Here is a 25,356-nt window from a genome sequence, read left to right on the forward strand (position 1 = left end):
CAGGCGCTTGAGTTTCAGTTCCATACCAACAGCTCCGCCGGGGTCGGGTTGTAGGCGTTGCACGGGTTGTTCAACTGCGGGCAGTTGGAAATCAGCACGATCACATCCATCTGCGCACGCAGGTCGACGTACTTGCCGGGCGCGGAAATCCCGTCTTCAAAGGTCAGCCCGCCGTCTGCCGTCACCGGCACATTCATAAAGAAATTGATGTTCGGCCCGATGTCGCGTTTGCCCAAGCGACCATCGTGGGCGCAGGCGCGCAGGTAGTTGTCGCGGCAACTGTGCATGTAGCGTTTTTCCAGGGCGTAGCGCACGGTGTTGCTCTCTTGGGCGCAGGCGCCGCCGAGGGTGTCGTGGCGCCCGCAGGTGTCCTCGACGATGGTCAGCATCGGTTGGCCGAGGTTGGAATACAGCACGCTGCCGGTGCCCAGGTACACGCTGTTCTGCCGACGCAAGGTGCGCTGTACATCGTAGCGTTCACGCGGGTTTTTCACGCTGTAGAACAAGGTGTCGACCGCCTGGTTGCCCTCAAGATCGAGGATGCGCAGGGTCTGCCCGGCCTTGACCTCCATCAGCCACGGCTCGCCGGCGGGAATGGTTGCGCGGTACACCGCCGCATCAGGTTGTTTCATTGCGATAGACATGACAGTTCCTCAGGCGAACAGGCGGTCGGTGTTGATAAAGCCACGCTCGTTTTCCGGGCGCGAAGTGCGGCAGTGTTCGGCGACACTTTTGTCGGCGTTCATCCAGCTGAGTTTCAGCGGTTGTGGGGCGTATTGCGGGTTGGGGTCCATCGGGTGTTGCAGCGCGGTGAGCACCACCAGGGTGTCCATCGGCGCGTAGAGTTCGATGTAGTCGCCGGCCTTGGAATTACCCGGCACAAAGTGCAGGCCACCGTCGCTGTCCACGGTGACTTTGCTGAACAGGTTGAGGGTCATCAGCAGGTCGGACAGGCCCAGCCCCCATTTACCCAATTCCACCAACAGGTTGTCGGTGCCGTTGCGGAAGAAGCCGTTGCGCAGTTCCTGATAACGGCCCTGGCCGTACTTCTCGGCGACTTCGGCGGCGCACAGCACGCCGCCGATGCTGTCGCTCCAGCCGCAGGTGTCGGCGGTGATCGCGGCCAGCACGCGGCCCATGTCCGAGTACAGGCAGTGGCCGGTGGTGAGCTTGGCGGTGTGTTGGCATTTGAGGCTGTCGGGCAGGTTCAGGCGCTCGGTTTTTTCGTTGGCGTTGAGCAGGGTCAGGCTGACGTTGGCGCCGCCGCGAAGATCGGTAAGGCGCAGCAGTTGGCCGCGCTTGAGCACGAACGAACGGTGGCCGCCGCCAGGCAGCATTTCTTCGGCGAAGGGTGGGAACAGTAGGGTGGAATCGGTCATTTGGAAGTGGCTCCAAGTTCGGCGGCGAGCGCCTTGCGGCGTTCGCTGTTCAAAGGGATGTCGTAGGTGATGCGCGCGCCATAGGCGCCGGGGGCGTGGGGGTCGACGCGCACCTTGTCGAACACCAGCAGGCGCGTGCCGAGGCTGAAGCCTTCGCTCAGGTCATGGGTGACCATGAACACCGTCAGCCGGGTTTCGCGCCACAGTTCCAGCAGCAGCTGGTGCATGTCTTTGCGAATTCCCGGGTCGAGGGCGCCGAAGGGTTCGTCCAGCAGCAATACGCGGGGCTTCATGATCAGGGCCTGGGCGATGGCCAGGCGTTGTTGCATGCCGCCGGAGAGCTGCGCCGGGTATTTGTCCAGGGCGTGGCCGAGGCCGACCTTCTGCAACAGCGCGGCAGCCTGTTCGCGGGCGTCCTTCTTGGCTTTACCGAATAACCGGCCCAGCAAGGGAGAACGCGGCAGCTCCAGGCCGAGGGCGACGTTATCCAGCACGGTCAAGTGCGGGAACACCGAGTAGCGCTGGAACACCACGCCACGGCTGGCATCCGGCTCGGCGGCGAGCGGTTGGCCATCCAGCAGGATCTGGCCCTTGCTCGCGGTTTCCTGGCCCAGCAGCAGGCGCAGGAACGTCGACTTGCCGCAGCCCGAAGTGCCGACCAGCGTGCAGAACTCGCCCTCGGCGACCTGCAGGTTCAAGCCTTCCAGCACCACTTGATCACCGTAGCGCTGCCACACATTGTTGACGCTGATAAAGCTCATGCGCGCGCTCCTTCGTACCAAGGGAACGCATGCCGGGTCAGGGCCTTGAGGCCCCAATCCATCAACCAGGCGAGCAGGGTGATCCACACCACGTAAGGCAGGATCACGTCCATCGCCAGGTAGCGACGTACCAGGAAGATCCGGTAGCCCAAGCCGTCCGTGGAGGCGATGGCTTCAGCGGCGATCAAAAACAGCCACGCCGAGCCGAGCATCAGTCGCAGTGAGATCAGCAGGCGTGGCAGCAATTGCGGCAACACCACGCGCAGCATCAGGGTCCAGGTGGAGGCGCCGAGGGTTTGTGCCTTGACCAGCAGTTCCACCGGTATTTCCCGCGCGCGCTGTTCCAGGTCACGGGCCAGGCAGGGGGTGACGCCGATGACGATCAGCATCACTTTGGACAATTCCCCCAGCCCGAACACGATGAACAGAATCGGCAGGATCGCCAGCGGCGGTACCATCGACAGCACGGTCAGCAACGGTGACAACGGCGCGCCAAACAGCGGCAACGTGCCGGCGGCAATCCCCAGGCACAGGCCGGCGAGGGCGCTGATGCCCAGGCCGATCGCCAGGCGGCGCAGGCTCGATGCGCTGTCCTGCCAGAGCACGTACTCACCGGTACGGGCGTCGGCGTTGAACGCCAGGCGCTTGACTGCGTCAATCATTTGCCCGGCACCGGGCAGCAGCTTGTCGTTGGGGTTTTCCGCCAGGCGCTCGGCCGAGCCCACGAAGTAGGCGAACAGCAGCAGGGTGAACGGCAGCACGACCAACAGCAAGCGGCTGGAGCGCTCCGGAACACGGTTGATCAGGCGCATGGCCAGGTCCTCTTACAGCTTGCCGTCGGCGGCCATCTGCACGTAGCTGGGGTCGAATTGCAGCTTGAGGTTGGCTTTGTCACCGCTGGTCACGCCGTTGGCGAAGCGCATACCCACCGCGCTGGCGTCCTTGGCGCCTTCACCCAGCAAGCCGTGTTTGAACGAGAACTCGGCGACTTTGCCCATGGTGGCGGGCAACTGTGGGCTGGTGGCGAAGGCCAGGGCTTCCTTGGGCGTGGCGAACAACTTGGTGGTGTCCAGTTGCGACTGGAAGCCCGCAAGGTCGGTGCCGGAAGCCTTGGCCATATGTTCCAGGGCTTCGGTGCTGGCGGCGCCCTTGGCATTCATCAGGGCGACCACTTCAAACCAGGCGCCGGTCAGTGCTTTGCCCAGCTTGGGGTTGTCCTTGAGGACCTGGGTGTTGACCACCATCATGTCCATGATTTCGCCGGGCACTTTGCTGGAGTCGAACACTTGGCTCACGCCAGGCTTGGCCTTGATCTCCGAGAGCATCGGGTTCCAGGTGGTGACGGCCTGGACCTGGTCGGTGTTGAAAGCGGCGGCAATATCGGCGTCGGAGGTGTTGACCACTTTCAGGTCTTTTTCGCTGAGGTCCGCCGACTCCAGTGCGCGGGCCAGCAGGTAGTGAGATACCGAAAGTTCCACCAGGTTGACGTTCATGCCCTTGAGGTCGGCCACGGTCTTGCCGGTGCCCTTGATCACCACGCCGTCGTTACCATTGGAAAAGTCGCTGATCACCAGCGCGGTGCTGTCTACGCCACCGGCGGCGGGGATGGTCAGGGCGTCCATGTTGGTCATGGTGCAGCCGTCGAACTGGCCGGCGGTGTACTGGTTGATCGATTCGACATAGTCATTGAGTTGCACCATGTCGATGGTGATGCCGTACTTCTTGGCCCACTTGTCGAGGATGCCTTGGCTGCCGGCATACTCCCATGGCATCCAGCCGGCATAGATCGTCCAGCACACGCTGAAGTGGTCTTTGGCAGCGGCTTGGGTCTGGAAGCTCAGCACGGCGGCGAAGGCGGCGGCGAGCAGGGCGGGTAAACGGATCGAGGGCATTGGGGCTTCTCCAGTTGATCAAGGGCGAGCAGGAGCAACGCGGCACCGTGAACGGTGGCTTGTCTCCCGGGCTTTTATCCCGCCGTGTAACCTCAACTGGAGGTCGCCAACTCTCGGACCAGCCACTCGCTTTTCGCGAGCCGGAACCCTAGTCGGCCATTGCAAATTGTGGTGCCGCGAACCTGTATCAATCCTGCACGCAAGAGATAAAGCGAGAGTCGTGCCAAGTGGCTTCGATGCCCGGCTGTTCAGCCGGGCGGGCGGGAGAGGAAGGCGTAGAAGCGGGGGGTGTGCGCCACGCGGGTGCGCCGGCGCACTGCTATGAGGCGCTTACAGCTGGAATTTGCTGACCAGCATATTGAACGAGGTGGCCAGCCGCGACAGGTCCTGGCTGGAGGCGTTGGTCTGGTTGGCACCGGCGGCGGTCTGGGTCGACAGGTCCTGAATGTTGAGCAGGTTGCGATCCACTTCACGGGCCACCTGGGCCTGTTCCTCGGACGCTGAGGCGATCACCAGGTTGCGCTCGTTGATACTGGCCACGCTGGCAGTGATGCGCTCCAGCGCCTGGCCGGCATTTTGCGCCAGGGTCTGGGTGTTGTTGGCCCAGCTCAGGCTCTTGTTCATGGCGGCCACGGCGCCATCGGCGCCTGCCTGGACTTCACCGATCATTTTCTCGATGTCCACCGTGGAGGTCTGGGTGCGATGGGCCAGCGCCCGCACTTCATCGGCCACCACCGCAAAACCGCGACCTTGCTCACCGGCACGGGCGGCTTCGATGGCGGCATTGAGGGCCAGCAGGTTGGTCTGGTCGGCAATACTGCGGATCACATCAATCACCTTGCCGATTTCGCGCACCTGGCCGGCGAGGTCGGCGACCGATTGGGTCGAATCGTTGATCTCCACCACCATCGCGCTCATGCCGGACACGGCCTGCTCGACTTGCTGGCGGCCGTCCTCGGCTTCGGTGGTAGCCTGGCGCGACGCTTCCGAGGTCGATACGGCGTTGCTCGCCACTTCGTCGACCGCTGCGGTCATCTGGTTGACAGCGGTGGCAGCTTGTTGGATTTCGTCATTCTGGCGGGTCAGGCCACGGGTGCTTTCATCGGTGACCGCGCTCAGCTCTTCGGCTGCCGAAGCGAGCTGGTCGGAGGCGTTGGCGATTTCCGTCAGCGTACTTTTCAGGCCGCCTTGCATATCGGATAAAGCCATCAGCAATTGCCCCGCTTCGTCGGTGCGGTCGGTCGTGATGGCTTGGGTCAGGTCACCCTTGGCGATGCGCTGTGCGTTCTCAACCGCTTGTGCGATAGGACGGGTGATCAGGCGCGTGATCAGCACACCGGTGATGATCGCAATGATGAAGGCCAGGACAATGCCGCTGATCATCCAGGTCAACGCGCTGTCACGCAGCTCGTCGGCGGCGGCAGCGCCTTCCTTGATCTGGCGGTTATTGGAATCGACCATCACGCGGATCAAATCGCGCGCCTGGCGGAACAATTCATTGTTGGTGCTGTTCAGCTGTGCGCGGGCCTGCTCGATCTGGCCACTGTCGAGCATCGACATAATGTGTTCGGAGTTGCTGGTGTAGGTTGGCCAGATCTGGTCGAGCTTGTCGCCGGCCGCCCGTTCGTCGTCTTCCAGGGGCGTGGCGCGGTAGGTGGCGTAGGCGCTCTGGCTGCGTTTGAGTTCGTTGGTGATGTCCTGGCGCACACGGTCGCGGTCTTGTTGGGAGACGTCGCCTTGGCTCGCATCCATCAAGCGGTACAAACCGCGGTTGTGGGCCACCAGGCCATTGAGGGTAGCGGAGGTGCTGCTGACGGACACCAGGTTATTGGAGAACGTCAGTTCCAATGCATTGGCGAGGCGGACCACGCTTTTGATACCCAGCAGCCCGACCCCGAGGGTGACCAGTGCACACAATAAAAATGAAAGCAGCAGTTTGGTTGAGATTTTCATGGCTCGGATCCGGCAAAAGTGGCGAAGGGCGCACGTTAGAGCCTCCCTGGCTTGCGCGATGTCATAGTGACATCATCGCAATCGAGAAAGTTTCGGGCCAGAAAAATTTACTGAATCGATAAATCTGGTGGGTGGATAAGCGCTATGTCGCAGCGCGTCTGAAGGGGTGTGGCCGCACTTGGCATTGATGTATCAACTTGTAACCAAAACGCACCAGATTCGGTTTTTGATGTCAGATGTTTCGTCATTCAGTGAAAGCTGAATGCCGCCCCCCAGCGTCGCTGGAGGTGCTCTTTCGCGGTCCAGGAGGCCGCCATGTATCGACGACTGCTGATCAGCGCTTTACTCGGTCTGACCCTTTCCGCTTGTGTGCCTTACTACGATGGAGGCCAAAGCTACTACCGTTCCGAGGTCTACACCTCGCCGGCGCCGGTTTATTACTACGGCGGCGGACCTGTGTACCGGCGCGACTATTATCCGTCGCCTCGCTACTACGCGCCGGCACCGCGTTATTACTCAGCGCCACGTTATTACCAGCCAGCACCTCGCTATTACCCGTCAGGACCAAGGGCGGGTTACCGGCCTTACCCGAACCAGGGCTGGGGTGATCGTTGGAACAATGGCGGGCATGGACGCGGTGGCGATCATGACCGTGGAGGTGGCCGCGGCGGTCACCGTTGACAGGCCCATACCATAACTGTGGCGAGCGGGCTTGCCCCGCGTTGGGCTGCGAAGCGGCCCCAAAACCTGGCGATTTAATAGGCCTGGATAAACGCGGTGGCCTTATTGGGGCTGCTGCGCAGCCCAACGCGGGGCAAGCCCGCTCGCCACAGCAAGCCCGCTCGCCGCAACGAGCCCGCTCGCCACAGCAAGCCCGCTCGCCGCAACGAGCCCGCTCGCCACAGCAAGCCCGCTCGCCGCAACGAGCCCGCTCGCCACAGCAAGCCCGCTCGCCGCAACGAGCCCATTCACCACAACAAGCCCGTTCGCCACAGGCTTATTGTTTGCTCGTTCTATCTTGGCATTCGTGCTTGAAACGCCGTTTTTTATGGGCGCAAAGCGTCAGTAATCGGATAAGTCCGCCAGTGGATGCCGGCCTTCCCACGCCTTGGTGAAATGCGCCTGCACCACGGCGTCCGGGATGGTATTGATATCCGGCCAATGCCAATGGGGTGTCTGGTCCTTGTCGATCAATCGCGCACGTACCCCTTCACTGAATTCCGGGTGGCGGCAGCAGTTCAGGCTCAAGGTGTATTCCATCTGGAACACCTCGGCCAAGGACAGGTGACGGGCACGCTGGATCTGTTCCCACACCAGGTGTGCAGTCAGCGGGCAGCCTTCGCTCAATGTCTTGCCGGCGCGGTTGAACAGCGGGTCGGCGTGGTCGCGCAGCGGGCTCAAGGCGCGCCAGGCACTGCGTACATCACCGACGTCCAGCCACGCGTCGATCTGCGCCCGACGCGGCAGCCATTGGGCTTCTGGTTGCTGGCCGACAGCTTCCTGGGCCAGGGCCTTGAGCAGGCTGTTGAGTTGCATCGCGGTCTGTTCCTGCCAATTCAGTTGCAGCAGGCCTTCAATCAACTCGTCCTGTTGGTCATCGCGCAGAAAGCGGTCGGCCAGGCCCAGGTCCAGCGCGTCACGGCCATTGATGTGCGCGCCGGTAAGGCCAAGGAACAACCCCAGCTTGCCCGGCAGGCGCGACAGGAACCAACTGGCGCCCACATCCGGGTACAGGCCGATGCTGATCTCGGGCATGGCCAGGCGGCTGCTCGGCGTGACAATCCGTATGGCCGCGCTTTGCAGCAGGCCCATGCCACCGCCCAGCACGTAACCGTGGCCCCAACAGATCAGCGGTTTAGGGTAAGTGTGCAAGCGGTAGTCGAGGCGATATTCCGCGGCAAAAAACTGTGCGGCCAGGGCGGGCACTTCCCCCGGCTGCTCGCGGCAGGCCTGGGCCAGGCTGCGCACTTCGCCGCCGGCGCAAAACGCCTTGGGCCCGTTGCCACGCAGCAGCACGCAGACAATGTTCGGGTCTTTGGCCCAGGCCTCCAGGCGATCAGTCAGGGCCAGGATCATCGGCAGGGAGAGCGCGTTGAGGGACTTTTCAGCGTCAAGGCTGGCGATGCCGACGCGGGCGCCGTTGCTGCCGGTCAGTTCTTCGAAGTGCAGGTTCATCGTGACCTCAATCGAGAAGGTGAAGGATCAGTATGATCGCTTCGTGGGAAAGTGCCGGTGGTGTGTCAGATCAATTGACAAGCAGGGCCGGCTTTCCTAGGGTTCGCCTCATTCTTTTTTACAAGACAATTCGAACATGACTGAAGGCGACCGTATCAAACTCGAACCCAGCTGGAAACACGCCCTGCGTGATGAGTTCGATAAGCCCTACATGGGCCAGTTGCGCGAGTTCCTGCGCCAGGAACATGCCGCCGGCAAAGAGATCTACCCGCCCGGCCCACTGATCTTCAACGCGCTCAACTCCACACCGCTGGACAAGGTCAAAGTGGTAATCCTCGGCCAGGACCCGTACCACGGCCCCGGCCAGGCCCACGGCCTGTGCTTCTCGGTGCAACCGGGGGTGCCGGCGCCGCCGTCGCTGGTCAATATCTATAAAGAGCTCAAGCGCGACCTGAACATCGACATCCCCAACCACGGCTACCTGCAAAGTTGGGCCGACCAGGGCGTGCTGATGCTCAACACCACCATGACCGTGGAGCGGGCCAACGCCAACGCCCATGCGGGCAAGGGCTGGCAGTTCTTTACCGATCGGATTATCGAGGTGGTCAGCGAGCATCAGCCGCACCTGGTGTTCCTGCTATGGGGCGCTCATGCACAAAGCAAGCAGAAGCTGATCGATGCGACCAAACACCTGGTGTTGACCTCGGTGCACCCGTCGCCGTTGTCGGCGTATCGCGGGTTCCTGGGTTGCGGGCATTTCAGCAGGACCAACAAGTTCCTGGAGCAGAATGGCGAGGCCCCGATTGAGTGGCGTCTACCGCCGCTCTAAGGCCAAGCACATCCAGAATGTTGGAGGGGGCAAGCCCCCCCCTCCCACATTTGAAGGTTTAGGTCTTTTGCGGCTGACGGTTCCAATGCCTGAACAACGGTTCCGCCAAAAACAGCACAAACAACAACCGCATCACCTGCATGGCCGTCACCAACGGCACCGACAGTTGCAGGGTCTCGGCCGTAAGGCTCATTTCGGCAATCCCGCCGGGCATCATGCCCAGGGTCAGCGAGCGCAGGTCCAGCTGGGTGAGGGCGCTCAAACCCAGCGCCGCCAATGTCGCCAGCGCCATGGTCAGGGCCGTGCCGATCAAGGTGCGGCCCATGAATGAGGGGGCGCTGCGAAAGAACTGCCGATTGAAGTGGCAGCCCAACCCGCTGCCAATCAGCCATTGGCCGATCTGGCTGCCGCCGTCGGGCAAGCCGATATGCAGGTCCCACACCACACTGGCCGTCGCACTCACCAGCAACGGGCCGAACAGCCATGGGTTGGGCTGGTGTAGACGTTGCCAGCCCCACGCCACCAGTGCGCCGATGGGGAACAACAACGCCAGCCATGCCCAGCTCACGGGCGCCGGATGAAACTGCGGTGCGCCGCCGTCGAGCAGATACTTGAAGATCGCCGGCACACACAGCACCACCACCAGCACGCGCAAACTCTGCCCCGCCGCGACCCGGCTGAGCACCGCGCCATTGCGCGCGCCGAGGTTGACCATTTCACCGGAACCGCCCGGCATGCTGGAGAAAAACGCGGTGGCGCGGTCTTCACCGCTGCGGCGCATCAACCACACGCTGACCACGCTCGACAGGCTGGTGACCAACGCGCCGAAGAAGATCAGGCCGAAGTGGCTCATCACCTGTTCGATCACCAGTGGGGTGAAGTGCAGGCCGATGCCGATACCCACCACCCATTGGCCGCATTTGCGCCCGCCGGGAATCTCCGCCAACTGCCACGGCGTCAGGCAACGCACCAGGATAATCGCCAGCAGCGAGCCGACCATATACGGCAAAGGCCAGCCCACCAGGCTGGCCAGGTAACCGCCGGCCAAGCCGACCAGCGGTGTTCCCCACCATTGCTTGAAGGTGACCTCAGACATCGGCCACGGTACGACGCTGTTGCGCCCGTTTGCGCCAGATACGCAGCAGCGGCATGAACAGCATGATGGCGGTCAGTATCCACACGCCAAAGGTGATCGGGCTCGACCAGAGGATCTCCAGCGCGCCGTTGGAGATCGACAGCGCACGGCGCAGGTTCTGCTCCATCAGGCCGCCAAGGATAAAACCGAGCAGTACCGGCGACAGCGGGAAGTCCAGCTTGCGCAGGATGTAGCCGAAGATGCCGATACCGACCATCAGGAACAGGTCGAAGGTGGTGGCGTGCACCGCGTACACCCCGATCGCGGTGATGATGGCAATCACTGGCACCAGCGCCCAGTTCGGCACGGCGAGGATACGTGTGAAGATGCGGATCATCGGGATGTTGAGGATCACCAGCATGATGTTGGCGATGAACAGCGAAGCGATCAGGCCCCAGACGATGTCTGGTTGCTGTTGGAACAACAGTGGGCCTGGGGTGATGTTGTACAGCGACAGCGCGCCGATCATCACCGCCGTGGTGCCCGAGCCGGGAACGCCGAGGGTCAGCATCGGCACCAGGGCACCGCAGGCGGACGCACCGATGGCGGTTTCCGGCGCTGCCAGGCCGCGCATGTCACCCTGGCCGAACTTGCCACTGGCACCGGCCAGGCGTTTTTCGGTCATGTAGGCCACGGCCGAGGCCAAGGTGGCACCGGCGCCCGGCAGCACACCCATGATGAAGCCCAGCAGGCCGCAACGAATGTTCACCACGAACACCGAACCCGCTTCCTTCAGGTTGAACATCATCCGTCCGGTGGCTTTGACTGCTTCCTGGCCACGGTGGGTTTTTTCCAGCAGCAACAGGATCTCGCTGATGGAGAACAAGCCGAGTACCAACACCACGAACTGGATGCCGTCGGTGAGGTGAATGTTATCCCCGGTAAATCGGTACACGCCGCTGTTGGCGTCGATGCCCACCGCTGACAGGAACAGGCCGATCAGTGCCGCGACAAACGTCTTCAGCGGCTTGTCGCCGGCCATGCCACCGAGGCAGACAATCGCGAACACCATCAGCACGAAATATTCCGCCGGGCCGAAGGCAATCGCCCACTTGGCCAGCAGCGGCGCAAACAACACCATGCCGCAGGTGGCGATGAACGCGCCGATGAACGAACTCCACGCCGACAACGACAGGGCTACGCCGGCCAGGCCTTTGCGGGCCATCGGGTAGCCGTCGAGGGTGGTCATCACGGTGGAGGCTTCGCCTGGGATGTTGAGCAGGATCGAGCTGATACGGCCGCCGTATTCACAGCCCAGGTACACGGCTGCCAGCAGGATCAACGCCGATTCCGGGGGCAGGCCCAGGGCAAATGCGATGGGGATCAACAGCGCCACGCCGTTGATCGGGCCCAGGCCCGGCAGCAGGCCGACCACGGTGCCGATCAAGGTGCCACACAACGCGGTCACCAGGTTGTAGGGGGACAGCGCAACGCCGAAGCCCTGGCCCAAATAGCCAAAAGTATCCATATCAGTTCTCCAGAACGTCGAGCAGGCCGAGGGGCAGCGGAACATCCATGGCTTTATCGAACAGCAGATAAAGACCGATGGCCATCAGGCTGACGATCACCATGCTGGGCACCCAGCGGCCGCCATACAGGCGCGCCATCGGAATGCCGATCAGCATGCTGCTGAGGATGAAACCCAGCGATTCGAAGGTGGTGGCAAACACGATCAACAGTGTCACGCACACACCGATCTTGATCAGGGTTGCGCGGTCCAGTGCCGGTTCTTCCTCGGTGTGCTTGGTTGGCTGCGGGCGGAACAGCATGTAGATCAGCGCCAGGCTCATCAGCCCGAGCATCAGCAGCGGGTAGGCCCGAGGTCCCACGGGCTCGTAGGAAAAAGACGCCTGATACGGCCAGGCCATCAAGGCCAGCGCGGCGCATGCCACGAGCAGCATGGCGGCGAAAATGCGTTGTAAGAGCATTGGAAACTCCTTGGAGACTCTTGTCGGCGCGAGCTTGCTCACGAAGAACGCAAGGACGCCGCGTGTATCCAGGTAGCACGCGTCATCGTTGAAGTTTTTCGCGAGCAAGCCCGCTCCCACAGAGGGGCGATTACTGGATCAGGCCGAACTCTTTGGCCAGCACTTTGTAGTCAGCCACCTGTTTCTTCACGTAGGTGTCCAGTTCCGGGCCGGTCATGGCGAACGGGAACAGTTCGCGCTGGTCACGCAGCTTGGCAAAGTCGTCGGAGGCCAGCAGTTTGTCGAACGCGTCTTTCCACCAGGCATAGTCCGCATCGCTGACCTTTGGCCCTAGGTAGAAGCCACGCACCACCGGCCAGACGATGTCGTAGCCTTGCTCTTTGGCGGTCGGAATATTTTTCATTTCCGGCTCGTCCAGGCGCTCTTCGGAGAATACCGCCAGCAGGCGCATGTCACCGCTGAGGATATGCGGCATGGAGTCGGAGATGTCGGTGCTGCCCACCTGGATATGCCCACCGAGCAGGGCCGTGGCGATTTCGCCGCCGCCTTCGAGCGCCACGTAGCGCAGCTCGCGCGGGTTGATCCCGGCCGCCTTGGCGATCAGCGCGGTTTGCATCCAGTCCTGGCTGCCGACGGTGCCGCCGGAGCCGATGACCACGCTGCCTGGATCTTTCTTCAGGGCCTTTACCAGATCATCGAGGGTCTTGTAGGGCGAATCGGCTTTTACTGCGATGGCGCCGTAGCTGGTGCCGACTGCCGCCAGCCAACGTACGGCGCTCTCGTCGAAACGCCCGAACTTGCCCTGCGCCAGGTTCAACAGCGAACCGCTGGACCAGGCCACCAAGGTGCCGCCATCCGCCGGGCGCTGGGCGACCACCGCGTTGTACGCCACCGCGCCCACGCCGCCGGGCATGTAGGTCACGCGCATCGGCTTGCTCAGCAGCTTTTCGTTGACCAGCGCGCTTTGCGCCAGTTTGCAGGTCAGGTCAAAACCGCCGCCGGGGGAGGCCGGGGCGATGCATTCCGGGCGCTTGGGTTCGTCAGCGGCCAGCAGTTGGCCAGCGAACAGCATGCAGCCGGCGGCGAGGGCAAATTTACGCAGTGAAGGGGTCATGGTTATCTCCGTCGTTGTTGTTATGAGTGGCTTACCAGGCACTACTTACCAAAGCGCGACGCTGTAGCTGACCAGCAGGCGCATTTCATCCGCATCACGGGCTGAATAGTTGGAGCGATAAGTCGCGTTGCGCAGGCGCACGGCCACATCCTTGAACGTGCCGCTTTGCACCACGTACTTGATCTCGCTGTTGCGTTCCCACTCCTTGCCGGTCTCGCCGTTCTTGAGTTTGATGTTGTCACCCGAGAGGTAACGGCTCATGAAACTCAGGCCGGGAATGCCCAGCTTGGCGAAATCGTAGTCGTAGCGTGCCTGCCAAGAGCGCTCTTCAGCGCCGGCAAAGTCGTTGATCTGCACGAAGTTGACCAGGTACGGGTCGCTGCCATCCACATAGGGAAACGCGCTGTCGCCGGACATGTGCTGGTAGCCGGCGCTGAGCTTATGGCCATTGAGGGCATAGCTGAACAGGCCGTTGAGGGAGGTGTTGTCGATCTTGCCGCCACGCGCGCTGCCGGTGTCATCGCTGACGGCCAGGCGCAGGTCGGCGCCGAAGGTGCCGGGGCCCATCGGGCGCGCGGCAACCAGGCCGAGGAAGTGCTGGCGGTACACGTCGTCGAGCTGGGCAAAGTGGTAGCTGCCGGTGATCTTGTCAGCGAACTTGTAGTCCACTCCGCCGAAGTTGAAGTGCTTGCCGGTGGCGCCGCTGACGAAGCGGCTGTTCTTGTTGTTGAGGGCGATGTCCTCGTAGTTGGTATCGTCGCGGTCCTTGGCTTTGTCCAGGCGGCCGCCGGTGAAGACCAGGTTCTTGAATTCCTTGGAGGTGACCAGGCCACCGTTGAAGGTCTGCGGCAGGATGCGGCCGTCGTTGGGCTTGAGGATCGGCAGCTCGGGCATCAGTGCACCGATCTTCAGCTCGGTGGCGGAGATCTTCATTTTCCCGGTCAGGCCCAGCTTGGCGTACTCGTTGGCGGCGCGGCCGTCGTCGTGGGTGGGCAACAGGCCGGTGCCGGTGCGGTCGGGGCTGGAGTCGAGCTTGACCCCGAGCATGCCCAGCGCATCTACGCCAAAGCCCACGGTGCCGTCGGTGTAGCCCGATTGCAGGTTGAGCATGAAGCCCTGGGCCCATTCGTCGCGCTTGGATTGCTGGGCGCTGGTGCCGTCGCGAAAGTCACGGTTGAAGTACATGTTGCGGGTTTCCAGGGTCGCGCTGCTGTCTTCGAAGAAGGCAGCCTGGCTAAGCGGCGAAAAGCCGGCAAAGGCAGCGGCACTGGCAAGGGCGGTGTGGGTCAGGCGGGAAAAACGCACAGGCGGGAAAGCCTGGGGCTGTGTCGACAGCATCGTTGTGCACTCCGTTATTGTTCTTATTTTGGCGAAAACGCTTCGAGGCGTTTTTCGGTCGCTACGGATCAGGTAGCGCGGCAGGCATGACCTACCGTGGCTGGATGCTAAAGGGCGAAGCTTTCACTAACCTTTCAGTTGGCTTTCAATGTTTTCGGGCTTCACAGGCCAGGCCGCGCCTGTAAACTGCCTCGCAAAGCGTGGCGCCGACCACCCCCGAACGAGGTAGAAATCCATGCGTGTCCTCCTGGTTGAAGACCATCTGCAACTGGCCGAAAGTGTCGCCCAAGCGCTCAAGAGCACGGGGTTGACTGTCGATGTGCTGCACGATGGGGTGGCCGCGGACCTGGCCTTGAGCAGTGAGGAATACGCAGTGGCCATCCTTGATGTCGGCCTTCCGCGCATGGACGGTTTTGAGGTGCTGGCGCGCTTGCGGGCGCGTGGGAAAAATCTGCCGGTGTTGATGCTGACTGCGCGCAGTGACGTGAAGGACCGCGTGCATGGCCTGAACCTGGGGGCCGATGATTATCTGGCCAAGCCATTTGAGCTGACGGAGCTGGAAGCGCGGGTCAAGGCGTTGTTGCGGCGCAGCGTCCTGGGCGGCGAGCGTCAGCAAACCTGCGGTGTGCTGGTCTATGACCTCGACACCCGCCGCTTCACGGTAGGCGGCGAGCTGATGACGTTGACCTCCCGCGAGCAAGCGGTGCTTGAAGCGCTGATCGCGCGGCCCGGCCGAGTCATGAGCAAGGAACAACTGGCCTCCCAGGTTTTTGGCCTCGACGAAGAGGCCAGCCCCGATGCCATCGAAATCTACGTACACCGCCTGCGCAAGAAACTCGATGGCCAACCCATCGCCATCGTGACCTTCCGTGGCTTGGGCTACCTGCTGGAAGCCCGCGATGCATAAGCCCAGCAGCCTGCGCTGGCGGTTGCTGTGGAACCTGGCACTGCTCATGGTGCTGTTGATGCTCGCCAGCGGCATGAGTGCCTACTGGAACGGTCGCGAAGCCGCCGACACGGCCTATGACCGCACGCTGCTGGCCTCGGCACGCACCATTGCCGCCGGCTTGACCCAGGTGGATGGCACCCTCAGCGCCAATGTGCCGTATGTGGCCCTGGACACCTTTGCCTACGACAGCGCCGGTCGCATCTATTACCAGGTCAATGACATCGACCAGAAGCTGATCTCCGGTTATGAAAACCTCCCCGGCCCGCCACCTGGCACGCCGCGTACCGACGATTACCCGGCGTTGGCGCGCTTCTATAACGCCACGTACCAGGGCCAGCCCGTGCGTGTGGTCAGCCTGCTCAAGGCTGTCTCCGAGCCGAACATGAACGGCATGGCGGAAATTCGCGTGGCCGAGACCGATGAAGCCCGGGTCAGCATGGCCCGCAGCCTGATGGCCGACACCTTGCTGCGCCTGGGCATGCTCGGCATTGGCGCGTTGCTGCTGGTGTGGTTTGCGGTGAGTGCGGCGTTGCGCCCGTTGGAGCGCCTGCGTACGGCCGTGGAAGAGCGCCAGCCCGATGACTTGCGGCCGTTACCGTTGGTGGAAGTGCAGCTTGAGTTTGGCCCGCTGGTGCGCTCGCTCAACCATTTCACCGAACGCTTGCGCGGGCAGTTCGAGCGCCAGGCGCAGTTTATTGCCGACGCCGCCCATGAACTGCGGACCCCTTTGGCGGCGCTCAAGGCCCGCCTTGAACTGGGCCTGCGCAGCGACGCCCCTGCGACCTGGCGTAGCACCCTGGAAAGCGCGGCCCAAGGCACCGACCGCCTGACCCATCTGGCCAATCAATTGCTGTCGTTGGCCCGTATTGAAAACGGCGCGCGGGCGATTGCCGAAGGCGGCGCGCAGTTGCTGGACCTCAGCCAATTGGCCCGTGAACTGGGTATGGCGATGGCGCCGTTGGCCCATGCGCGTGGGGTTGCATTGGCCTTGGAGGCGGATGAGCCGGTGTGGTTGCGCGGTGAACCGACATTGCTCAATGAGCTGCTCAGCAACCTGGTGGATAACGCCCTGGCCCATACGCCTCCCGGCGGCAATGTGATCCTGCGGGTCACGGCGCCGGCGGTACTGGAAGTGGAAGACGATGGCCCTGGCATCCCGCTGGATGAACGGGATCGGGTGTTCGAACGCTTCTATCGACGTAGCCAACAGGGCATGGGGTCCGGCCTGGGGCTGGCGATTGTCGGCGAGATCTGTCGGGCGCACCTGGCGCAGATCAGTTTGCACGACGGGGAGCAGGCAGGGTTGAAGGTGCGGGTGAGTTTTATCGCCGGTTGATCAATCAAACATCGAGCGCGCTTCATCGAGCTCGGCGCGCAAGGCATCGCTGTAAAGATCGACTTGCAGCTTTTTCATCGCCGGTACGCTGGAGATGGGAACGTCGGCCAGGGGATGATCGGTACCGCGGTAGCAGTACAGCACCGCGACTTGGACGATGTCGACGTAATCGAGGTGGGCAGAGTCGCGCTCCAGGTCCAGGTATTGGCCGGGCAGTTTTGCCAGCATCTCCGGGAAGTCCCACCGACCGAGGAGTTTGTCCCCCAGTTGCGGGTGGATGCTGTCAATCACGTGGTTAAGGCTGACCGGGTCTGAGAGCAACTCGTAGTGGTCTTCGGCGTAGGTCAGGATCGGCAGCACGCCGATCTGGTGGACCAGGCCACCCAAGGCCGCCTGGTCTGGCTTGAGCTGGCTGTGGTTGCGGCACAAGGCATAGCTGACACCGGCCACTTCCAGGCTGCGGCGCCATACGTCGCGCATTTTCTGTTCAACCACATCGGAGCGGGCGTGGAAGATCTGTTCCATCACCAGGCCGATAGCCAGGTTGCTGCTGTAGTTGGTGCCCAGCCGAGTGATGGCTGTGTGAAGGTCGGTCACTTCCTGGGTCGCGCGCAGCAGCGGGCTGTTGACCACTTTGATCAGGCGTGCCGACAGCGCGGTGTCGCGACCGATCACCTTGCTCAAGTGGCTGATGCTGATTTCCGGGTCTTCAGCGGCCTGACGAATGTTCAGGGCCACTTCCGGTAATGTCGGCAGAACCAGGTCATCGTTGTCGATGGCCTTCACCAAAGCCTGTTGGACTTTTTCCTCCAGCTTGTTCATTCATGCTCTCTAGGGTGTTGCAAAAGGGTACGGCGATCAGCGCTGGATCTCTCGATCCCGGTCGAGTAGGTAAGGCAGATCAAGCAGTTGCAAACCGGGGCCTTCCAGTGTGCCTACATGAACATCGCCACTCTCGGCTGCTTCGGCTTGCAACACGGCCAGAAGTTCAATCCCCTGGTGTGCTTTTGCCGCGATTACCACTTCCCCGATCGCACTGGTGTGGCTGGGGGCAAACAGTGGAGTGCCTGGCTCGGGCAGTTCAGCGGCATCCAGGCTCAGGCGGTACAGGCGGCGCTTGAGCTTGCCCAGGTACTGCATGCGCGCGACGATTTCCTGGCCGGTGTAGCAGCCTTTCTTGAAGCTGACGCCGCCAACGGCTTGCAGATTGAGCATCTGTGGAATGAACAGTTCGCGGGTTTGCGCCATCACCTGGCCGATACCGGCGCGGACCTGGCCCAGCAGCCATTCATTCAAGGCTGATTCTTTCAATTGAGCGCTCAATTGGCTGCGCACGGCTTCTGCCTGCTCGGCAGGTACCCAGAGCTCAGCGCGGCCGGGTGAGACGCGAATGGCGATCAGCGCTTCGGTACGCGCCACGCTATCGGTCTCGGTGGGCAGCACCAGGCCCAGGCTGGCGAGGGCCGCGTCTGCATCCGACAGGCCGAACCGTACCCAGGCGGCACTTTCGTCGGTGAGCTTGGATTTTGAGAACACCGCGTACTTTTTCAAGTCCGCCAGTTGCGGCTCCAACAGCTCGGTCGCCATGGCCAGCAACACCCCGTCACCTTGCAACAGGATGCGGAAGCTCGACTGCATGCGCCCTTTTTGGGTGCAGCGCGCGCCGAGGCTGGCCTGGGTATCGCTCAGGTAATTGAGGTTGCAGGTCAGTTGTCCCTGCAAGAACTTGGCAGCGTCGGAGCCGCGGACGGCGAGAACGCCTTCGTGGGACTGGGGGCAGAAAAAAGCAGAGTCAGCCATGGGTCATCGCAGGTCAAAAAGTCATGGGTGCATCATAGAGGGGCGCCCGGCAAATGGATAGTTTCTGTAAGGGCGACCAAAGCCGACTGTTCCGGTGCCGTCGGGCCTGTATACTTGCGCTCTATTTGAGGAGCGCTCCATGGTCGAAGATGTAGAACTCAATCGCCTCTACTGGCACAGCCGCCGCGGCATGCTTGAACTGGACGTGTTGCTGGTGCCATTCGTCAAAGAGGTTTACGCCACTCTCAACGAGGCGGATCGCGCCTGTTACGTGCGGCTGCTGGAATGCGAAGACCAGGACATGTTCGGCTGGTTCATGGAGCGCGCAGAGTCCGAAGACCCGGAACTGCAACGCATGGTTCGGATGATCCTGGACCGTGTCCAGCCCAAGTAATCGCTTTGAATGCCGCTGGCAGGCCTCACGGCTGATGCTGGCGGTGTATCTCCTGGCCCAGCTGTTCGCGTTGGGTGCCTTGCTCGTTATCGACCTACCGTTCTCCAGCCTGGCTGGCTTGCTGTGCCTGGCGCATGGGGCTTGGGTTGTGCCGCGCCATATCCTGCTGACACACCGCTCGTCGATTCGTGGCCTGCGCCGCGACGAAGACGGCTGGCAGTTGTGGAGCGCGGCGCGAGGCTGGCACAGCGTGCAGTTGCGCCCGGACAGCCTGGCCTTACCGCTGATCGTGGTGTTGCGCTATCGCGTGCAGGGGGAGTGGCGAGTCCGTTCGACCTGCGTGCCGAGGGATTCGCAGGGCGCCGATGTGCACCGGCGCCTGCGCGTTCGCTTGAAATTCAGCCGCCGTAGGTGGTTGGCACCAGGATAGTGTCGCGGGCCTCGGGCAGCATCTGTGGGTAGTCGAGGGTGTAGTGCAGACCCCGGCTTTCCTTGCGTTCCATGGCCGAGCGGATCATCAGTTCCGCAACCTGGGCCAGGTTGCGCAATTCGATCAGGTCACGGCTGACCTTATAGTTGCTGTAGAACTCATCGATCTCATCCAGCAGCAGGCGCACCCGGTGTTGAGCCCTTTGCAGGCGCTTGTTGGTGCGCACGATCCCCACGTAGTCCCACATGAAGCGCCGCAGCTCGTCCCAGTTGTGGGCGATGATCACGTCTTCATCCGAATCGGTAACCTGGCTGGCGTCCCAGCGGGGCAGGGCGGCAGGCACAGGAATGCGCGGCAGTTGGTCCAGGATGTCCGCCGCGGCCGAGCGTGCGTAGACGAAGCATTCGAGCAGCGAGTTGCTGGCCATGCGGTTGGCGCCGTGCAGGCCGGTGAAGCTGGTTTCGCCGATCGCGTACAAGCCAGGTACGTCGGTGCGGCCATGTTGGTCGACCACCACGCCGCCGCAGGTGTAGTGCGCGGCCGGCACTACCGGGATCGGGCCCTTGGTGATGTCGATGTTGAAGGCCAGGCAGCGCTCGTAGACCGTTGGGAAGTGGGTCTTGATGAAGGCTTCGGGCTTGTGGCTGATATCGAGATAGACGCAGTCGATGCCCAGGCGCTTCATTTCATGGTCGATGGCGCGGGCGACGATATCCCGCGGCGCCAGCTCGGCGCGCGGGTCAAAGCGTTGCATGAAGCGCTCGCCATTCGGCAGTTTCAGGTGGGCGCCTTCGCCGCGCAGAGCCTCGGTGATCAGGAAACTCTTGGCCTGCGGGTGATACAGGCAGGTGGGGTGGAACTGGTTGAATTCCAGGTTGGCCACCCGGCAGCCTGAGCGCCAGGCCATGGCAATGCCATCGCCGCAGGCCCCGTCGGGGTTGCTGGTATAGAGGTATACCTTGGCCGCGCCACCCGAGGCGAGGATGGTGAAACGCGCGCCGTAGGTATCGACTTCGCCGCTGGTGCGGTTGAGTACGTAGGCGCCGAGGCAGCGTTCGCCTTCCAGGCCCAGGCGTTTTTCGGTGATCAGGTCGACGGCGACGCGTTGCTCGAGCAATTCGATGTTGGGGCGTTGGCGGGCCTGGTCGAGCAGGGTCTTGAAGATTGCAGCGCCGGTGGCATCGGCCGCATGAATGATGCGTCGATGGCTGTGGCCGCCTTCGCGGGTCAGGTGGAATTCGAAACCACCGTCGTCGCTCCCCGCGTGTTCATCGCGGGTGAATGGCACGCCCTGGTCGATCAGCCATTGGATCGCTTCGCGGCTGTGCTCGACGGTGAACCGCACCGCGTCTTCGTTGCACAAGCCGGCGCCCGCGTTGAGGGTGTCTTCGACGTGGGATTGCACTGTGTCGGTGTCGTCCAATACCGCGGCGACACCGCCCTGGGCCCAGAATGTCGAGCCGTTGGCCAGGTCGCCTTTGCTCAGTACGGCAATGCGCAGGTGGCTGGGGAGGGTCAGTGCAAGGCTCAGGCCGGCCGCGCCGCTACCGATCACCAGGACATCGTGTTGAAACTGTTGGCTCATTGGAAGGATTCCGCAAAAAGCGATCCGAAGGATTGGTGCAAACAGGACGCCTGGATCGGCGAATCAAAGGGGCACACGGGCCACTAGTATATAGAGGGGGGGAGCGGCACAATAGTCGGGCATTCGTGGCAATGTGAGATTACGGTGCACGGCCAGGGTAAAATCGGCCAGTTATTGAAACGGGAACTTTTTGCATAAGCCCCGACTCAATAGCAGGTTGCCCGGAAGCTGGGAAAACGTTGAGTTTATTGGCCCGTCGGGAGCATTGGACGCGTCAGAAAACCGACGACAAGATTATTCGCGCAGTCGGCGTTGCCCGTACTGCGTTTTTCGTGTGTGCCAAATCAGTGCATGCCGGAAACTTGCTTGGAGGGGGAGAACTTTTGCGAAAAGTCCTAGTCTATGTTTGCAAGCCTGATCGTTTAGTTATGCAAGCCTCCTTCAAGTACAACGAGGAGTGTTCATGCTAACCCAGGAAGAGGATCAGCAGCTGGTCGAGCGCGTTCAACGCGGCGACAAGCGAGCTTTTGATCTGCTAGTGCTGAAATACCAGCACAAAATTCTCGGGTTGATCGTGCGGTTTGTGCACGACACCCATGAAGCGCAGGACGTTGCACAGGAAGCTTTTATCAAGGCATACCGTGCACTGGGCAATTTTCGCGGGGATAGTGCGTTTTACACGTGGCTATATCGCATCGCCATCAACACGGCGAAGAACTATCTGGTGTCTCGCGGACGCCGCCCACCGGATAGTGATGTAAGTTCAGAAGATGCAGAATTTTACGATGGTGATCACGGCCTCAAAGATCTCGAGTCGCCGGAGCGTGCATTGCTGCGCGACGAGATCGAAGGAACCGTTCATCGCACAATTCAGCAACTGCCAGAAGATTTGCGTACGGCGTTAACTTTACGTGAATTCGATGGTCTGAGTTACGAAGACATTGCGAGCGTCATGCAGTGTCCGGTGGGGACTGTAAGGTCACGGATTTTCCGGGCCCGGGAAGCCATCGATAAAGCCTTGCAACCGTTGTTGCAGGAAAACTAAAGACAGCGGCGACAGCCAAGAGAGGAACCGCCATGAGTCGTGATGCCCTGCAGGAATCGCTGTCCGCAGTGATGGATAACGAAGCGGATGAACTGGAACTTCGTCGAGTGCTCAACGCATTTGATGATGCCGAAACCCGTGACACCTGGTCTCGTTACCAAGTTGCTCGGGCGGTGATGCACAAGGATCTCCTAATCCCTCGTCTGGATATTGCTGCGGCCGTTTCTGCTGCACTGGCTGATGAAGCCGTTCCGGCAAAAGCTGCACGTGGACCGTGGCGTAGCCTGGGTCGTCTGGCAGTGGCTGCTTCGGTGACTGTTGCCGTATTGGCCGGTGTTCGCCTGTACAACCAGGACGAGATCGCCGGTGCCGAACTGGCCCAGCAGACCCAGCAGCCGGTCATGGCCGGTCCGCAAGTCAAGGGCCCGGCTGTACTGGCCGGCTACAAGGAAAGCTCCGAAACCACTGGCCCAATGGCCAATGGCGTTCTTCAAGGGCAATCCGGCTGGCAGGACCAGCGTCTTCCAGGCTACCTGCGCCAACACGCCCAGGAATCGGCCTTGAAAGGCACTGAAAGCGCTTTGCCATACGCTCGCGCAGCAAGCCTGGAAAACCGCTGAACCGTTAAGGAGCCCTATGCGCGCCATACCGCTCCTTACGCTTTTGCTTAGTGGCTGGTTTGCACTCCCCGCCCACGCCGATGAAGCCCAAGACTGGCTGACTCGACTTGGGCGTGCAGAGCAGCAGCAAAGCTTTCAAGGGACGTTCGTCTACGAGCGTAACGGCAGTTTCTCTACCCATGACATCTGGCATCGTGTCCAGGATGGCCAAGTCCGTGAGCGGCTTTTGCAGCTTGACGGTTCGGCTCAGGAAGTCGTGCGCGTAGATGGCCGGACACAGTGCGTCAGTGGCACATTGGTCGCAGGTCTTGGTAATTCGCGTGACGCGCCTTCGCGTACGCTTGATCCGCAAAAACTCACTCAATTCTACGAGCTGGCCGTTATCGGCAAATCTCGCGTGGCCGGTCGTAATGCAGTGATTGTGTCGATCACCCCGCGCGACCAATACCGTTATGGGTTCGAGTTGCATCTGGACCGTGAGACTGCCTTGCCGCTCAAGTCCCTGCTGCTCAATGACCAGGGCCAATTACTCGAGCGCTTCCAGTTCACGCGACTGAACACTGCGGTCCTGCCAGATGACCGTGACTTGCAGCCCAGCAGCGAATGCACGCCTATTGCAGTCGTCAACAGCAAGGCGCCTGAAGTCGAGGCCACGGAGGCCTGGCACCTTGAATGGCTGCCTCCCGGATTTCAGTTGACCAGTCGCAGTACCCGTAAAGACACCCAGACCAAAGCAACCGTCGATAGCCTGATGTACGAAGATGGGCTGGCGCGTTTTTCGGTGTTTCTTGAGCCGATCAGCGACGTAAGCGTGTCGGAAACTCGTACACAGCTAGGCCCTACGGTTGCTGTGTCTCGCCGCCTGAACACGGTGGAGGGAGAAATGATGGTGACGGTCGTCGGCGAAATCCCGATTGGCACTGCCGAGCGCATCGCGCTGTCGGTACGCGGTGATAAAAAGCCAGTGACCAAGCCGTGAGTCGTTAATCTTATGTTCATCCTGACCTTTCACTCTAAGTCCCTGCCAGGTTGGTTGCCGAGAGACATGAAATGTCCGGATCAGCATTTTCACTTGCAAAAATCCCTCATGTTTTTTATAGGTCAGGGCATGTCGGCTCTGGCCTTGTTTTGTTCGCGGAACAAAGATGTCGGTCGCAGTTTCCGGCGTTTTTTGAACCCTGTCGCTCAACCCTGCTCGTCGTAACGGGAGCTGTATGTCGATACCACGTTTGAAGTCTTACCTATCCATAGTCGCCACGGTATTGGTGCTGGGTCAGGCCGTGTCCGCGCAAGCGGTCGAGCTGCCTGACTTCACTCAATTGGTTGAGCAAGCCTCGCCTGCCGTGGTGAATATCAGTACCACGCAGAAATTGCCGGATCGCAAAGTCTCGAACCAGCAGATGCCCGACCTGGAGGGCTTGCCGCCGATGCTGCGCGAGTTCTTCGAGCGTGGCATGCCGCCGCAACAGCGATCCCCCCGTGGTGGCGGTCAGCGTGAAGCGCAATCCCTGGGCTCTGGCTTCATCATTTCGCCGGATGGCTACATCCTCACCAACAACCATGTGATTGCCGACGCTGACGAGATTCTGGTGCGCCTGGCCGACCGCAGTGAGTTGAAAGCCAAGCTGGTCGGCACCGATCCTCGTTCCGACGTGGCCTTGCTGAAAATCGATGGCAAGGACCTGCCGGTGCTGAAACTGGGCAAGTCCCAGGACCTGAAGGCAGGGCAATGGGTAGTGGCAATCGGTTCGCCGTTTGGCTTTGACCATACGGTGACCCAAGGTATTGTCAGCGCCATCGGTCGCAGCCTGCCGAACGAAAACTATGTACCGTTCATCCAGACCGACGTGCCGATCAACCCGGGCAACTCCGGTGGTCCACTGTTCAACCTGAACGGCGAAGTGGTGGGGATCAACTCGCAGATCTACACCCGTTCCGGTGGGTTCATGGGCGTGTCGTTCGCCATCCCGATCGACGTGGCCATGGATGTTTCCAACCAGCTGAAAAGCGGTGGCAAGGTCAGCCGTGGCTGGTTGGGCGTAGTGATTCAGGAAGTGAACAAAGACCTGGCTGAATCCTTCGGCCTCGACAAACCGGCGGGTGCCCTGGTCGCGCAGATCCAGGATGACGGCCCTGCTGCCAAAGGCGGCCTGCAAGTGGGCGACGTGATCCTGAGCATGAATGGCCAGCCGATCATCATGTCGGCAGACCTGCCGCACCTGGTGGGCGCACTCAAGGCAGGTAGCAAGGCCAAGCTGGAAGTGATCCGTGAAGGCAAGCGCCAGAACGTTGAACTGACCGTTGGCGCGATCCCTGAAGAAGGCGCGACCCTCGACGCCCTGGGTAACACCAAGCCGGGCGCCGAACGCAGCAGCAATCGCCTGGGTATTGCCGTGGCCGAGCTGACCGATGAGCAGAAAAAGACCTTCGACCTGAAAAGCGGCGTGGTGATCAAGGAAGTCCAGGACGGCCCTGCGGCGTTGATTGGCCTGCAGCCAGGTGACGTGATTACTCACCTGAACAATCAGGCGATCGACAACACCAAGCAGTTCACCGACATCGCCAAGGCGCTGCCGAAGAACCGTACGGTATCGATGCGGGTATTGCGTCAGGGCCGTGCCAGCTTCATTACCTTCAAGCTGGCTGAGTAACACAGCCCAATAAAAAAGCCCCGCCTTCGTTCAGCGAAGACG

The 25,356-nt window shown here is 61.5% G+C and carries 25 protein-coding genes and 1 riboswitch; of the genes, 10 read left to right on the plus strand and 15 right to left on the minus strand.

What is annotated here, in order from left to right; genetic code table 11:
* Window positions 1–14: 14 nt before the first annotated feature.
* The 6 genes from P2T68_RS08665 to P2T68_RS08690 all read right to left on the minus strand — a co-directional run bounded on the left by P2T68_RS08665 (window position 15) and on the right by P2T68_RS08690 (window position 5,985).
* Window positions 15–644 (minus strand): urea amidolyase associated protein UAAP2, encoded by a 630-nt coding sequence (locus P2T68_RS08665; RefSeq protein ID WP_024073971.1) that lies wholly within the window; start codon window positions 642–644, stop codon window positions 15–17.
* A gap of 9 nt (window positions 645–653) precedes the next feature.
* Window positions 654–1,379, minus strand: coding sequence for an urea amidolyase associated protein UAAP1 (locus P2T68_RS08670; protein ID WP_024073972.1), 726 nt, complete (start codon window positions 1,377–1,379; stop codon window positions 654–656).
* Window positions 1,376–2,140, minus strand: a complete 765-nt coding sequence (locus P2T68_RS08675; RefSeq protein ID WP_024073973.1) for an ABC transporter ATP-binding protein — start codon at window positions 2,138–2,140, stop codon at window positions 1,376–1,378. Before P2T68_RS08675 ends, P2T68_RS08670 begins: the two co-directional genes overlap by 4 nt.
* Window positions 2,137–2,952, minus strand: a complete 816-nt coding sequence (locus tag P2T68_RS08680) for an ABC transporter permease (protein ID WP_024073974.1) — start codon at window positions 2,950–2,952, stop codon at window positions 2,137–2,139. The genes P2T68_RS08675 and P2T68_RS08680 overlap by 4 nt, the downstream gene beginning before the upstream one ends.
* Window positions 2,953–2,964: 12 nt before the next feature.
* Window positions 2,965–4,032 carry a putative urea ABC transporter substrate-binding protein gene (locus P2T68_RS08685; RefSeq protein WP_024073975.1) on the minus strand — a complete coding sequence of 356 codons (1,068 nt, stop codon included), beginning with the start codon at window positions 4,030–4,032 and terminating at the stop codon, window positions 2,965–2,967.
* A 61-nt stretch (window positions 4,033–4,093) separates the two neighbouring features.
* Window positions 4,094–4,195: riboswitch (guanidine-I (ykkC/yxkD leader) on the minus strand.
* 167 nt (window positions 4,196–4,362) lie between these two features.
* Entirely contained in the window at window positions 4,363–5,985 is a 1,623-nt protein-coding gene (locus P2T68_RS08690; RefSeq protein ID WP_024073976.1) for a methyl-accepting chemotaxis protein, read from the minus strand.
* Between the two features lie 315 nt (window positions 5,986–6,300).
* Here P2T68_RS08690 and P2T68_RS08695 point away from each other — a divergent pair, with 315 nt between their 5' ends.
* Window positions 6,301–6,666: a hypothetical protein gene (locus tag P2T68_RS08695; protein WP_024073977.1), complete on the plus strand. Its 366-nt coding sequence runs from the start codon at window positions 6,301–6,303 to the stop codon at window positions 6,664–6,666.
* Between the two features lie 381 nt (window positions 6,667–7,047).
* On the opposite strand, the gene P2T68_RS08700 is transcribed toward P2T68_RS08695, so the two are convergent.
* Window positions 7,048–8,160: an enoyl-CoA hydratase/isomerase family protein gene (locus P2T68_RS08700; RefSeq protein WP_024073978.1), complete on the minus strand. Its 1,113-nt coding sequence runs from the start codon at window positions 8,158–8,160 to the stop codon at window positions 7,048–7,050.
* A 136-nt stretch (window positions 8,161–8,296) separates the two neighbouring features.
* Between P2T68_RS08700 and ung the strand changes: the two genes are divergently transcribed.
* Window positions 8,297–8,989 (plus strand): uracil-DNA glycosylase, encoded by a 693-nt coding sequence (gene ung / locus P2T68_RS08705; protein WP_024073979.1) that lies wholly within the window; start codon window positions 8,297–8,299, stop codon window positions 8,987–8,989.
* Between the two features lie 58 nt (window positions 8,990–9,047).
* On the opposite strand, the gene P2T68_RS08710 is transcribed toward ung, so the two are convergent.
* The 5 genes from P2T68_RS08710 to P2T68_RS08730 form a co-directional block, all read right to left on the minus strand.
* Complete coding sequence (locus P2T68_RS08710) at window positions 9,048–10,085, minus strand: AbrB family transcriptional regulator (protein WP_024073980.1); 1,038 nt, start codon at window positions 10,083–10,085, stop codon at window positions 9,048–9,050.
* Window positions 10,078–11,592, minus strand: coding sequence for a tripartite tricarboxylate transporter permease (locus P2T68_RS08715; protein WP_024073981.1), 1,515 nt, complete (start codon window positions 11,590–11,592; stop codon window positions 10,078–10,080). The genes P2T68_RS08710 and P2T68_RS08715 overlap by 8 nt, the downstream gene beginning before the upstream one ends.
* Before the next feature lies 1 nt (window position 11,593).
* Window positions 11,594–12,052 (minus strand): tripartite tricarboxylate transporter TctB family protein, encoded by a 459-nt coding sequence (locus tag P2T68_RS08720; RefSeq protein WP_024073982.1) that lies wholly within the window; start codon window positions 12,050–12,052, stop codon window positions 11,594–11,596.
* Between the two features lie 130 nt (window positions 12,053–12,182).
* Window positions 12,183–13,166, minus strand: coding sequence for a tripartite tricarboxylate transporter substrate binding protein (locus P2T68_RS08725; RefSeq protein WP_024073983.1), 984 nt, complete (start codon window positions 13,164–13,166; stop codon window positions 12,183–12,185).
* 45 nt (window positions 13,167–13,211) lie between these two features.
* Window positions 13,212–14,504 carry an OprD family porin gene (locus P2T68_RS08730; protein ID WP_150054726.1) on the minus strand — a complete coding sequence of 431 codons (1,293 nt, stop codon included), beginning with the start codon at window positions 14,502–14,504 and terminating at the stop codon, window positions 13,212–13,214.
* A 235-nt stretch (window positions 14,505–14,739) separates the two neighbouring features.
* Here P2T68_RS08730 and P2T68_RS08735 point away from each other — a divergent pair, with 235 nt between their 5' ends.
* Both P2T68_RS08735 and P2T68_RS08740 read left to right on the plus strand, forming a co-directional pair.
* A complete protein-coding gene (locus tag P2T68_RS08735) occupies window positions 14,740–15,411 on the plus strand; it encodes a response regulator (RefSeq protein ID WP_024073986.1) in 672 nt (223 codons plus the stop codon).
* Entirely contained in the window at window positions 15,404–16,789 is a 1,386-nt protein-coding gene (locus P2T68_RS08740) for a sensor histidine kinase (protein ID WP_024073987.1), read from the plus strand. Before P2T68_RS08735 ends, P2T68_RS08740 begins: the two co-directional genes overlap by 8 nt.
* On the opposite strand, the gene P2T68_RS08745 is transcribed toward P2T68_RS08740, so the two are convergent.
* Both P2T68_RS08745 and P2T68_RS08750 read right to left on the minus strand, forming a co-directional pair.
* Window positions 16,790–17,611 carry an HDOD domain-containing protein gene (locus P2T68_RS08745; protein WP_277379250.1) on the minus strand — a complete coding sequence of 274 codons (822 nt, stop codon included), beginning with the start codon at window positions 17,609–17,611 and terminating at the stop codon, window positions 16,790–16,792.
* 36 nt (window positions 17,612–17,647) lie between these two features.
* Window positions 17,648–18,589, minus strand: a complete 942-nt coding sequence (locus tag P2T68_RS08750; protein WP_024073989.1) for a folate-binding protein YgfZ — start codon at window positions 18,587–18,589, stop codon at window positions 17,648–17,650.
* Window positions 18,590–18,728: 139 nt separating this feature from the next.
* Between P2T68_RS08750 and P2T68_RS08755 the strand changes: the two genes are divergently transcribed.
* Together P2T68_RS08755 and P2T68_RS08760 are read left to right on the plus strand one after the other, a co-directional pair.
* Entirely contained in the window at window positions 18,729–18,983 is a 255-nt protein-coding gene (locus P2T68_RS08755) for a succinate dehydrogenase assembly factor 2 (RefSeq protein ID WP_024073990.1), read from the plus strand.
* Window positions 18,967–19,413, plus strand: coding sequence for a protein YgfX (locus tag P2T68_RS08760; protein ID WP_024073991.1), 447 nt, complete (start codon window positions 18,967–18,969; stop codon window positions 19,411–19,413). Before P2T68_RS08755 ends, P2T68_RS08760 begins: the two co-directional genes overlap by 17 nt.
* On the opposite strand, the gene nadB is transcribed toward P2T68_RS08760, so the two are convergent.
* On the minus strand, window positions 19,382–20,998 hold the full coding sequence (nadB, locus tag P2T68_RS08765) for an L-aspartate oxidase (RefSeq protein WP_024073992.1): 1,617 nt from the start codon (window positions 20,996–20,998) through the stop codon (window positions 19,382–19,384). The genes P2T68_RS08760 and nadB overlap by 32 nt on opposite strands.
* Before the next feature lie 463 nt (window positions 20,999–21,461).
* Here nadB and rpoE point away from each other — a divergent pair, with 463 nt between their 5' ends.
* From rpoE to P2T68_RS08785, 4 genes are all read left to right on the plus strand, one after another.
* Window positions 21,462–22,043: an RNA polymerase sigma factor RpoE gene (gene rpoE, locus P2T68_RS08770; protein WP_003172477.1), complete on the plus strand. Its 582-nt coding sequence runs from the start codon at window positions 21,462–21,464 to the stop codon at window positions 22,041–22,043.
* A gap of 32 nt (window positions 22,044–22,075) precedes the next feature.
* Window positions 22,076–22,663, plus strand: a complete 588-nt coding sequence (locus P2T68_RS08775; protein WP_024073993.1) for an RseA family anti-sigma factor — start codon at window positions 22,076–22,078, stop codon at window positions 22,661–22,663.
* Window positions 22,664–22,679: 16 nt separating this feature from the next.
* On the plus strand, window positions 22,680–23,642 hold the full coding sequence (locus P2T68_RS08780) for a MucB/RseB C-terminal domain-containing protein (RefSeq protein ID WP_024073994.1): 963 nt from the start codon (window positions 22,680–22,682) through the stop codon (window positions 23,640–23,642).
* Between the two features lie 235 nt (window positions 23,643–23,877).
* Window positions 23,878–25,314 (plus strand): DegQ family serine endoprotease, encoded by a 1,437-nt coding sequence (locus tag P2T68_RS08785; protein WP_024073995.1) that lies wholly within the window; start codon window positions 23,878–23,880, stop codon window positions 25,312–25,314.
* The last annotated feature ends 42 nt before the right edge of the window (window positions 25,315–25,356 follow it).

Origin of the sequence: Pseudomonas sp. G11 (assembly GCF_029457515.1) — a bacterium.
Lineage (GTDB): Bacteria > Pseudomonadota > Gammaproteobacteria > Pseudomonadales > Pseudomonadaceae > Aquipseudomonas > Aquipseudomonas gorinensis.